The organism is Noviherbaspirillum sp. (genome assembly GCF_036846085.1).
Taxonomy (GTDB): Bacteria; Pseudomonadota; Gammaproteobacteria; order Burkholderiales; family Burkholderiaceae_D; genus Noviherbaspirillum.
This window is the reverse complement of sequence record NZ_DAIUCO010000194.1, coordinates 1-10,439: the sequence shown is the minus strand read 5'-3', so window position 1 is coordinate 10,439 and position 10,439 is coordinate 1. Positions and strand designations below refer to the sequence as shown.

11 protein-coding genes are annotated in these 10,439 nt (G+C 56.5%); 5 read left to right on the top strand and 6 right to left on the bottom strand.

All coding sequences use genetic code 11. From position 1 onward, the window contains the following. From V7080_RS19085 to cysM, 4 genes are all read left to right on the top strand, one after another. Nucleotides 1-697, top strand: a 697-nt coding sequence (locus tag V7080_RS19085; protein WP_334189981.1) for a UDP binding domain-containing protein, incomplete at its 5' end; no start/stop codon positions are given. After that, complete coding sequence (rfaE1, locus tag V7080_RS19080; RefSeq protein WP_334189980.1) at nt 697-1,620, top strand: D-glycero-beta-D-manno-heptose-7-phosphate kinase; 924 nt, start codon at nt 697-699, stop codon at nt 1,618-1,620. The genes V7080_RS19085 and rfaE1, both read left to right, overlap by 1 nt. Before the next feature lie 109 nt (nt 1,621-1,729). Beyond that, the gene (locus V7080_RS19075; protein ID WP_334189979.1) at nt 1,730-2,110 is read left to right on the top strand and encodes a ComEA family DNA-binding protein; all 381 of its coding nucleotides are present in this window, start codon (nt 1,730-1,732) and stop codon (nt 2,108-2,110) included. Between the two features lie 136 nt (nt 2,111-2,246). Then, nucleotides 2,247-3,149, top strand: a complete 903-nt coding sequence (gene cysM, locus V7080_RS19070) for a cysteine synthase CysM (RefSeq protein WP_334189978.1) — start codon at nt 2,247-2,249, stop codon at nt 3,147-3,149. Nucleotides 3,150-3,166: 17 nt separating this feature from the next. On the opposite strand, the gene V7080_RS19065 is transcribed toward cysM, so the two are convergent. Continuing rightward, nucleotides 3,167-3,475 carry a hypothetical protein gene (locus tag V7080_RS19065; protein ID WP_334189977.1) on the bottom strand — a complete coding sequence of 103 codons (309 nt, stop codon included), beginning with the start codon at nt 3,473-3,475 and terminating at the stop codon, nt 3,167-3,169. 407 nt (nt 3,476-3,882) lie between these two features. Then, the gene (locus V7080_RS19060) at nt 3,883-4,476 is read right to left on the bottom strand and encodes a DUF1415 domain-containing protein (protein WP_334189976.1); all 594 of its coding nucleotides are present in this window, start codon (nt 4,474-4,476) and stop codon (nt 3,883-3,885) included. A 106-nt stretch (nt 4,477-4,582) separates the two neighbouring features. Here V7080_RS19060 and V7080_RS19055 point away from each other — a divergent pair, with 106 nt between their 5' ends. Next, nucleotides 4,583-5,128, top strand: a complete 546-nt coding sequence (locus V7080_RS19055; protein ID WP_334189975.1) for a YaeQ family protein — start codon at nt 4,583-4,585, stop codon at nt 5,126-5,128. A 98-nt stretch (nt 5,129-5,226) separates the two neighbouring features. Here V7080_RS19055 and mltB read toward each other — a convergent pair whose 3' ends face one another. The 4 genes from mltB to V7080_RS19035 are packed head-to-tail and all read right to left on the bottom strand — an operon-like array spanning nt 5,227 to nt 10,328. Beyond that, nucleotides 5,227-6,366 carry a lytic murein transglycosylase B gene (mltB, locus tag V7080_RS19050; protein WP_442947253.1) on the bottom strand — a complete coding sequence of 380 codons (1,140 nt, stop codon included), beginning with the start codon at nt 6,364-6,366 and terminating at the stop codon, nt 5,227-5,229. Beyond that, nucleotides 6,357-8,402, bottom strand: coding sequence for a transglutaminase TgpA family protein (locus V7080_RS19045; protein WP_334189973.1), 2,046 nt, complete (start codon nt 8,400-8,402; stop codon nt 6,357-6,359). Before V7080_RS19045 ends, mltB begins: the two co-directional genes overlap by 10 nt. Then, nucleotides 8,402-9,400: a DUF58 domain-containing protein gene (locus tag V7080_RS19040; protein WP_334189972.1), complete on the bottom strand. Its 999-nt coding sequence runs from the start codon at nt 9,398-9,400 to the stop codon at nt 8,402-8,404. Before V7080_RS19040 ends, V7080_RS19045 begins: the two co-directional genes overlap by 1 nt. 7 nt (nt 9,401-9,407) lie before the next feature. After that, nucleotides 9,408-10,328 (bottom strand): AAA family ATPase, encoded by a 921-nt coding sequence (locus tag V7080_RS19035; RefSeq protein WP_334189971.1) that lies wholly within the window; start codon nt 10,326-10,328, stop codon nt 9,408-9,410. Nucleotides 10,329-10,439: the final 111 nt, after the last annotated feature.

Here is a 10,439-nt window from a genome sequence, read left to right as displayed (position 1 = left end):
TGAACTGGCCAATCTCGCCGACAAGGTCGGCGCCGACATCGAAGCCGTGCGACATGGCATCGGCTCCGATCCGCGCATTGGGTACAGCTTCCTGTATGCCGGCTGCGGATATGGCGGCTCCTGCTTTCCGAAGGATGTACGCGCACTGGAAAGAACCGCACTCGAACATCATCAGGAGTTGCTGATACTACCCGCCGTCGAAGCGGTGAATCGACGTCAAAAGCAGGTCTTGGGGAAGAAGGTCATTCGCCGTTTTGGCAAGGACCTCTCAGGACGGCATTTTGCGATGTGGGGACTGGCCTTCAAGCCGAATACCAATGACATGCGCGAGGCGCCATCGCGGATGTTGCTCCAGCAATTGATCGGCGCCGGCGCTTCGGTCGCGGTGTATGATCCCGTAGCGATGCCGGAGGCAGAGAGAGCAATCGCTGCTGATTTTGCCGCCAAGCCGGCGGACCATGCCCGGGTCCGATTTGATCGCAGCGCCATGGACACCCTGCGCGATGCGGATGCCTTGATCATCGTGACGGAATGGAAAACCTTTCGCAGCCCGGACTTCGATCAGATGAAGGCACTGCTCAAATCGCCGATCATTTTCGATGGGCGCAATCTGTTCGAGCCGGCAGTCATGGCGGATGCAGGAATCGAATATTACGGAATAGGGCGCAACTCGCCGGCTATCCAATCAAACAAATGATGCCAATATCTTCTACAAAGCTTCCCCGTGTACTCGTTGTCGGCGACGTGATGCTCGACCGTTACTGGTTCGGGGATGTCAGCCGTATCTCGCCGGAGGCGCCGGTACCTGTCGTACGCATCGAGAAGCGCGACGAGCGTCTCGGCGGCGCAGCCAACGTTGCGCGCAATGCCGTCGGGTTGGGAGCGTACACCGGATTGCTGGGCGTGGTGGGCAAGGACGAGGCAGGCGATGCTGTGCAGGCGATGCTGACCGAGTTGAACGTCAACAGTTACCTCAATCGTGATGCATCGATCTCCACCATCATCAAACTGCGGGTGATAGGTCGCCAGCAGCAGCTGCTGCGCATCGATTTCGAGCATCCGCCGACCGATACCGTGTTGCGGGACAAGCTCACGCAGTTCAATGCCCTTCTGCCGCAATATGACGTAATCATCCTGTCCGACTATGCGAAAGGCAGTCTGATCAACGTAACACACATGATTGAGGCAGCCCGCGCCCTGGATAAATGCATCCTCGTCGATCCGAAAGGAGAGGATTTTTCGCGCTATCGTGGCGCGTCGGTGCTTACCCCAAACAAAGCGGAGCTGAAACACATTGTGGGGTCCTGGAAAACCGAGGAAGAGCTGACGGTAAAAGCACAGAACCTGCGTGCGGATCTTCGTCTCGAAGCGTTGCTGCTGACCCGCTCGGAAGAAGGCATGACCCTGTACACGGAGCGTGAAGTCATGCATTTTCCCGCTAGTGCAAGAGAAGTGTTTGATGTCTCCGGTGCCGGCGACACCGTGATCGCAACCTTGGCGACAATGTTAGGGTCGGGCATGCCGCTTGGTGAAGCTGCATCCATCGCAAACCGAGCGGGCGGCATTGTCGTCGGCAAACTGGGTACCGCGACCGTAACAAAGGAAGAACTGTTCGGATAGTTATCAAAAAATTATTAAAAATATGTCAACTAATCCCAATGGTGAACGTTAAACCGCGCAGGACATTGGTCCTCCCTTTACGGGTTAACCTTCACTATGGAGAAGTAGCATGTTGAAAAAGTTGTTGTTGTCTGTGGCGGCCTTGGTTGCGACCATGGGTTTTGCATTTGCCCAGGTCGATGTGAACAAAGCCGATCAGGCAGCGCTGGATGGACTCAAGGGAGTCGGACCGAAAATGTCGAAAGCGATTCTCGACGAGCGCCAGAAGGGCGGCGAATTCAAGAATTGGAATGACCTTGAACAGCGCGTCAAAGGTATCGGCGGCAAAAGCTCGCTAAAATTATCCGATGCCGGCTTGACCGTGAACGGGCAGTCGAAAGCGGCGTCAGCCGATTCAAAAGAGAAGGCAAAGCCGAAGACAAACGCCGTTAAGGAAACCAAAACCGGCGACGCAAAGAAAGAGCTGAAAGCCGAAGACAAGAAGTCCTGATCCAGGCAACGGTAAACAACCCCGCAATGCATCATGCGGGGTTTTTTATTGTCCGGAAGACCGGAGGCAATATCGCACGCCGGCTCGCGTCTCCGATTAGAATGACATTTTTACCAAAGCAGCCAAACTCATTTCTATGCCTTACCTGACCATCGAAGATACCATCGGCAATACACCGCTTGTGCAACTGAAGCGCATACCAGGAGACGATGCCGCCCGTCGCAACAATATTATTCTTGGTAAGCTGGAAGGCAACAATCCTGCCGGTTCGGTCAAGGACCGCCCCGCGTTGTCAATGATCAAGCATGCCGAGGCTCGTGGCGATATCAAGCCCGGCGATACGCTGATCGAAGCAACCAGCGGAAACACCGGCATCGCTCTGGCGATGGCTGCCGCAATGCGCGGCTACAAAATGGTCCTTTTGATGCCGGAAAACCTCAGCGAGGAACGCCGCCAGAGCATGGCTGCGTATGGGGCAAAAATCATCCTGACGCCGAAGACCGGGGGTATGGAGTATGCGCGTGACCTGGCGGAACAGATGCAAAAGGAAGGACAAGGCATCATCCTCGACCAGTTTTCGAATCCGGACGGCCCGCGGTCACATTACGAAGGGACCGGGCCTGAGATTTGGCGCGACACCAATGGGCAGGTAAGCCACTTTGTCAGTGCGATGGGTACGACAGGTACCATCATGGGTGTGTCGCAGTTTTTGAAGGAACAGAACCCTGACGTACGTATCATCGGCGCGCAGCCGGAGGAGGGATCGCAAATCCCGGGAATCCGGAAATGGCCGGAAGCGTACTTGCCGAAAATCTACGATAAATCCCGCGTGGATCAGATCGAGTATGTGTCACAGGCGGCAGCCGAACAAATGGCGCGCCGAATGGCAATTGAAGAAGGAATTTTCTGCGGCATTTCCGCAGCAGGCGCATGCGAAGTAGCACTGCGCGTCTCGCAACAAGTCGAAAATGCGACGATTGTTTTTATCGTCTGCGATCGCGGAGATCGCTATCTGTCCACCGGCATCTTCCCTGCCTGACAACAGGGAAGTGCGAATTATTCATGCTGATCAGTGCCGCCTTCTTTAGGCTTGAATTGCTTGTCGCTGATACGGAACTTGTCACGGCGGTCTCCCATCAGGATGCGGAGATCCTTGATGCTCAGGTCGCTGACTTCATGCATGCGAATCAGCAGTGAAGCACCAACTGGCAGCCTGCGGTGACGTATCTTGCTGATTACCGGAGGTGCGACTTCCAGTGCTCGCGAGAGCGCAGCATCGTTCTTGAGATTGAGTTTTTCGATCAATGCATCCAACAGATTGTTGGGGTCATATTCAACTTGGTCGGCGAGTCGTGTACCAGTCATAGCAATGCCTAAATAAGTAGTATTGTGTCAATAATTCCGTAATGGAAATGGATTGTACAGGGAAAGCTGTTACGGCTTTCGGTACAAATATTGCCAAGATACGGACGCATGTACTGAATACTTTACAGATTACTACATTTCACAATTGCAATATAGTGAATAAATTTCATAATTGCAATATTCTTTGACTTACACGAGTTTAATTCCGGGCAAATCCAGTTCTTCAAATCGTAAGACTGAGTCATGACAAACCGAGAAAGTTCATGACTGATTGCAAACCGGAATGCAAAACTTGCCCTTGTCTTCGACCTGAATATTGTATTTAGTTAGTCCAAATTCTAGAGAAGATGAGCAAGCGGCGCGTTGACAGAAAGCAATTCTTCTCTCATCAAATCCGGATTCGCCATCTACGCTTTGCCATCCTTGACGTCCTTCCCAAGCAACTTTTTCAAGCCTTCATGGCCAATACGCCTCATGGTTTCCATATTCTTTTCATAAATCGTGTCCGTATCCGGAAAGGCGTCGACGGCTCGCTCCACGCTCTCTTCCCGCAAAAGATGCAGCATTGGATAAGGCGAGCGGTTGGTATGGTTCTCGATATCATCGACGTGGCTGTCGGCAAACTGGTAATCCGGATGAAAACTCGCGATCTGTATTTCTCCAGCCATTTCAAGTTTCTCCAATACGCCGTCGGCAAGGTGCAGAAAGTCGTTGTATGCCAGAAAATCATTGAGTACATGCGGATGGATCAATAAAGTCGTGTCGATATCGTCGGCACTGGCCGCATGCAAAGTGCGCAACTCGGTCACTAAATCAGCAAGCAGGGCGTCAGGGTCTTCCGCTTTGCTGAGAACGTATCTGACCTGGTTCCTGACGTAAACAGCCTTGGCAAACGGGCACAGATTCAAGCCTATTACCACTTTTTCCAGCCATGCCTTGGTATCTTCCACCGGATCGTTCTCGGATGCAGGCGAAGGGAGGAAGGTTTGAGATTGAGCCATTTCTTCTGGTAGGGAAGCAAAAAACAGGCGATCATTATGCCCATATTTGATCCTGGCATCCCAAGTGCGGTGGCCCGGATTTCCTGTGCATCCTTACCCAGGCATCATGGCGTTAAAAGCAACCATCTACAAAGCAGAGATCCAGATCGCGGATATGGATCGTCATTATTACGGCGACCATTCCCTGACGATTGCACGTCATCCTTCCGAAACCGATGAACGGATGATGGTGCGTTTGTTCGCATTCGCCCTGCATGCGCATGAGGCACTTGCATTCGGCAAAGGCTTGAGCACGGAGGATGAGCCTGATCTCTGGCAGCGCGACCTGACCGGTGCGATTGAACGCTGGATCGATGTCGGCCTGCCGGACGAAAAGCGGTTGCTAAAGGCCTGTGGCCGCGCCGACGAAGTCAGAGTGTATAGCTACAGCGCCAACAGCGGCATATGGTGGAAACAGATGGGTGACAGGCTGGATCGCGCAAGAAACCTGTGCGTTGCAAACATTGCACCAGAGGCCAGCCTCGCCTTGTCAAAGCTGGCAGCGCGGTCCATGAAGTTGAATTGCTCGATACAGGAAGGACAGGTCTGGCTATCGGATGATCAACATTCCGTGCAGCTTGAACCGGTCGTGTGGAAGAATTTTTCGACATAAGCGAACGCCGTATTGAAGGCGCTCGCTGACGGTGCTATATCGCCCATTGGCAGGCAATCGCCCGGCAATGTAATTTCACGGTACATCGCCGTCCGCGCTCAGCGGGTTCGTGCAGTTCTGACCGCGCGCCCCAGATCAACCACCGACATCGCATAAAAGAAGCTGCGGTTGTATTGCGTGATGGCAAAAAAATTGCCTGCACCCAGCCAGTACTCGGTAGGCTCCCCACCATTTTGCAGATCGACCAGGCCATACTTCATATCCGCAGGGGGCTCCACGTTGGGGGAGACGCCGGCCGCTTTCAATTCGTCGAGGCTGAACTTGGCTTCCAGTCCCTGGCCGATAAACATGTTCCAGCCCCGATTGCCTTCGGTCTCGGTGACGGTCGCCGGAAAAGCGATCGGCTCCCCGGGTTTCCAGCCGTGTTCCACCAGGAAGTGCGCCACGCTGCCGATCGCATCCACCGGGGAATTGCGCAAATCGATTTTCGCATCGCCGTCAAAATCGACGGCAAACTTGCGGATGCTGCCGGGCATGAATTGCGGCCAGCCGATCGCCCCGGCGTAGGAGCCAAGCAGGGTAAAGGGGTCGATGCCGGCTTCGCGTGCGAACAACAGGGTGTTTTCCACCTCGCCACGAAAGAATGTCATGCGCGATTCGCGGTTTGGAGTATTGGGATAGTCGAAGGCGAGCGTCGTGACCGCATCCATGACGCGGAAATTGCCGGTGTTGCGACCATAGACCGTTTCCACCCCGATGATGCCGACGATGATTTCGGCCGGCACGCCGTACTGCTGTTCGGCGCGCGCGAGCGCATCCGCATGGGTATCCCAGAAGGCGACGCCAGCATTGATGCGCACCGGGTCTATGAAGCGGGCACGATAGGCCCGCCAGTTTTTCGGACGCCCGGGTGGTGCCGGCTTCATCAGCTGGATGGCGGTTTCGACGTATTGCGTCTTGCGGAATACCTCTTCCAGCGCGCTCCGTTCAAAACCATGTTGCGCAACCATCCGGTCAATGAAATCTGATATTTCCTTCCATTGCGTGAAGTTGGCGAACTCGCCGTCAACGACTTTCGGTGGCGACGCCTTGCGTGGTTGCGATTTGGCGGGCTTGGCGTCCGCTTTGGGTTTCGTGGCGGATTCCTGTTTGACGTCCGCCGCCGAGGCGCAGGCGATAAGCAGAAGCGAGGAGAGGCAAGCGGTTGTGTGGCGCAAACGGGTAAATATCATCGACATTGAGAGGCTAAAGACTTGAGTTGTGACACGAGCGCAACCGGCGGCTTCCTGCTTGCCGGACCATAGCGCGCGGTCTCGTAATATTCCAGGAAACGGGCAACTGCCGCCTTGGTTTCCGGTGTGAGTGGTGAATCGGCTGCCGTCAGGCGCATCCGATAAGCACGCGGTCCTTCATGAGGAAATCGCGGGCATCCATATTTCGACATCCTTTTGCAAAGCGATCGGTAGATTGCCTCGACCGGGTCGACTTTCGACCGGTGCATCATCAGCGGCAGTGTCATCAGCAGCACCATCAGGCCGCCCACGACCGCCATCAACGCCCCCAGGGTGCGCCAATCGACATGCTCGAATCCAAGCGACTGCAGAAAGCTTTTCTGGCGTTCGGCGGTGTAGCTGAGGACTGACTGATTCCATGCATTGTTGATCGCATCCCAATACTGGCGAAGCTGCTGAAAATTGGCGATCAGCGGATTCCTTGTCGCATCCAGTGTGAGCCAGCCGCCAAGCATTTGCCTTGGCAACGCGCTGCCGAGATTCATCGAAATGCGCTCCGGTGACACTGCGGCGGTCGGATCCACGCGTGTCCAGCCCCGGCCTTTCAGCCATACTTCGCTCCATGCGTGCGCATCGGACTGCCGCACGGTCAGGAATCCATCCGTCCGGTTGATCTCCCCACCTTGATAACCGGTGACCACCCGTGAAGGAATGCCCATCGCCCGCATCAACACGACAAACGCGCCCGAATAGTGTTCGCAAAAACCGGCGCGGGTGTCGAACAGAAATTCGTCGGTAACATGTTTGCCCAATGCAGGTGGTTCCAGGGTGTAGTGAAATTTTTCTTCCCGAAAGTACTTAAGCACCGCATTGATCCGCTCCAGATCGGTGCCGAACTTGCTGCGCATGCTTTCCGCCAACGCCAGGGTGCGCGGGTTGAAACCCCTGGGCAATCTCAGCCAGTGCTCTAGGACCTCCGGAATCTCGTTCGGTTGCAGATCGAAGTCAACATAGGAAACGACGTCGTAACGCACCCGTGTGCTGATCGGCAGGTTGGCAAACAGCTCCATCTCCGGGCCGATACCGGTCGGATTACCCGTCAATACCGGGACGGCTTGCGGCATTTCAAGCGCGAACAGTCGCCTGCGGTTGTTCGGTTCCAGTGTTACCTGATAACGTACCGGCTCGCCGCGCGGCTTGACGACAAGCTGCTTCTGGACCGACGGCGATCGGGACGGAAACCAGATACGGCCGTCATAGGTGCCGAGTACCGGTCCGCGCCAGTAGAGTTTTGCCTTGGGCGGCGGCTCACCCTCGAATTTTGCCCGGAAGGCGATCTCCTCGGACAGCGCCAGTTGCGAGATATTCCCCGGCGACATGCTTTCCGATAGCCCGGAACGTGCCGATTGCGCATCCTTGGGCATGCCCCACAAAGGGCCCTGGATGCGCGGGAATAACAAGAACAGCGCCAGTGTAAGCGGTGCGGCAAGCAGCAGGATGACTGCGGCCAAGCGGAGTCGCTGCTTCAGGGGCGGCACGGCGCCGGTGTACTGAAAGGATAACTGGGTGGTCAGGATGGCAACAACGGTAATGATGGTCATGACCGCCATGCCGATGCCTTGCGAATAGAAGAAGCCGGCCAGTACCAGAAAGAAGCTGAGATACAAAATGACGAACAGGTCCCGCTTCGCATGCATTTCCAGCAGCTTGAATGTCAGCAGCAATACCAGCATCGACACGCCGGCTTCACGGCCGAAGATGGTCTTGTACGTCCAGTAAACGCCGACCATCGACAGTACCGCCAGCGGCAGCAGCAGCCACCGCGGCGGCATCCGGTTGCCGCGGAAGGTCACCCAGCCGCGCCAGGACAGCAATGCGGCGCAGGCAATATTGATCCATGCCGGAAGATGGCTCGCATGGGGAACCAGAACCAATGCGCAGGTGACCAGCAACAGCAGCGCATCGGCCTTGTCGCGGGCCATCGGCCGGGACAGCTTGCCGGGAAGCGAGCCCAGCATGGAGCGGGTTTGCGTTGTAGTCATCATGCCGTTTGATGGAGCGCCAGCGCCTGCAGGCAGGCTTCACGGTGGGTAGGACCCAGCGCCGGTTCGAGGTGCGTGTCGCCGAGATGGAACGCGTAGGGCACGCCGCGCGCCTCGGCTTCGATGACCCAGCGGGTCATTCGGGACAATCGTGCTTCGACATCCATGGTGGGCGAAAGACGGGAAAAATCGAGCGCGATCTCGCTCGCGGCGCCGCCTTCGAAATATTTGGTCACCAGGCTGCCGTCCATTTCCGCATCCAGCTTGGCGATCTGGCGCCATGCGAGCCGCTTCAAGGAGTCGCCCGCCTGATACCCCCTTATGCCGGCGAAGTCGTCCTGCCCCGCCTCGCCCTGGCCGTCCTTCTTCTCCGCGTCCGCCAGCGGCAGCGGCGGGGCGTCCGGCTCGGGACGCGGATACACCAATGCCTTCGCATCCGGTTGCCAATAACTCCAGGCACGCATGAGGCCCAGCGGGAAGCGGGTCTGCAGGCGGACGCGCGGCGCGGCCAGCCAGCCGCGCTGGCGTGCCGGCGTGGACAGCGTCACGCTGCGCGTTGAACTTCCCGCGACATCAGTGGCCTGATCGACTTCCGGCAGACCTTCGCCGACGAAGTCGAGCCAGATCGCATAGCGATCATGCTTGCGGCGATTGATAAGGTGCAGTTCGAATTGCGCTTCTTCACCGGCGAATACCGATGTGGCACGGCCTGCTGAAAGATGGAGATGCGCCAGATTGCGAAAAGTGAGATGCATATCGATCAGTGCGCATGCGGCGATGAGAAAGGTAAAGCCAAAGCCGAGGCTGAGGTTGTAATTCACCGCACCGATGAACAGTGCGACCAGCATGACGCAAAAGAACAGGCCGGGATGGGTCGGCATGATGAACACACGCCTCTGATGCAGGAATACCTCGCCCGGCTCCGCGCCTCGGTGACGGAACAGCCACTTGCTGGCGCGCTTGCGCAGCGCATGTTCGATCTTGCTGAAGACGTTCATGCAATCGTCAGACGGGAACGGATTTCATCAGTTGCATGACAAGGTCGCGGCTGCCAAGCGCGGATCCGCTGGCGGATTTCAGCGGACGCAAACGATGTGCGGCAACCGGCACCAATACCGCCTGCACATCCTCGGGAATCACGTGATCGCGTCCTTCGAGCGCCGCCCACGCGCGCGCCGCCTGCAACAACGCGATCGCCGCGCGCGGGCTCAAGCCTTCCGCAAACAGGCCACCCTGCCGGGATGACTGCGCCAGTGCCTGCACATAGTCGATCAATGCGGCCGATACATGCACTTTCTTCAGCATGCCTTGCGCTTCCATCAGTTCTTCCGGGTGCATCGCAGTCGGCAGCGAACGCAGCATCGAACGACGATCCTCGCCCATCAGCAGCGCTCGCTCGGCCGTCGCATCCGGGTAGCCGAGCGACAGGCACATCAGGAAACGGTCCAATTGTGATTCAGGCAACTGGAATGTGCCGATCTGATGGGTTGGGTTTTGCGTCGCAATGACGAAATAGGGCTGGGGAAGATCGCGTGTGATGCCATCGGCGGTCACCTGCCGCTCTTCCATTGCCTCCAGCAGGGCCGACTGTGTCTTCGGTGTTGCCCGGTTGATTTCATCGGCCAGCAGCACCTGTGTGAACACCGGGCCGGGATGGAAAACGAAACCACTGGTTTCGCGGTTGAATACCGAAATGCCGAGCACGTCGGCCGGCAGCAGGTCGCTGGTAAATTGCAAACGGTTGAACTTCAGGCCGAGCGAAATAGCCAGCGCATGCGCCAACGTGGTCTTGCCGACACCCGGCACATCCTCGATCAGCAAGTGGCCGCCGGCAAGCAGGCATACCAGTGATTGACGGATTTGCAGGTCTTTGCCTACAACGATCTGGCTGACTTGTTTTGCAACGGCGTGGACTTTGTTGAACATGGATGATTTGTCAATGCAGGGTGGGAAGCGGATGCCACTTTAAGGGAACGCGGGGTAGTGTAATCGAGCGGAACATGTGATGGCGGTGAGAGATCGCTTTCTTCGCTAAAC

Coding starts and splice junctions, on each gene's coding strand:
- cysM (WP_334189978.1), top strand. CDS start 2,247: ATGCCTTACCTGACCATCGAAGATACCATCGGCAATACACCGCTTGTG.
- V7080_RS19060 (WP_334189976.1), bottom strand. CDS start 4,476: ATGGCTCAATCTCAAACCTTCCTCCCTTCGCCTGCATCCGAGAACGAT.
- rfaE1 (WP_334189980.1), top strand. CDS start 697: ATGCCAATATCTTCTACAAAGCTTCCCCGTGTACTCGTTGTCGGCGAC.
- V7080_RS19075 (WP_334189979.1), top strand. CDS start 1,730: ATGTTGAAAAAGTTGTTGTTGTCTGTGGCGGCCTTGGTTGCGACCATG.
- V7080_RS19055 (WP_334189975.1), top strand. CDS start 4,583: ATGGCGTTAAAAGCAACCATCTACAAAGCAGAGATCCAGATCGCGGAT.
- mltB (WP_442947253.1), bottom strand. CDS start 6,366: ATGTCGATGATATTTACCCGTTTGCGCCACACAACCGCTTGCCTCTCC.
- V7080_RS19035 (WP_334189971.1), bottom strand. CDS start 10,328: ATGTTCAACAAAGTCCACGCCGTTGCAAAACAAGTCAGCCAGATCGTT.
- V7080_RS19045 (WP_334189973.1), bottom strand. CDS start 8,402: ATGACTACAACGCAAACCCGCTCCATGCTGGGCTCGCTTCCCGGCAAG.
- V7080_RS19065 (WP_334189977.1), bottom strand. CDS start 3,475: ATGACTGGTACACGACTCGCCGACCAAGTTGAATATGACCCCAACAAT.
- V7080_RS19040 (WP_334189972.1), bottom strand. CDS start 9,400: ATGAACGTCTTCAGCAAGATCGAACATGCGCTGCGCAAGCGCGCCAGC.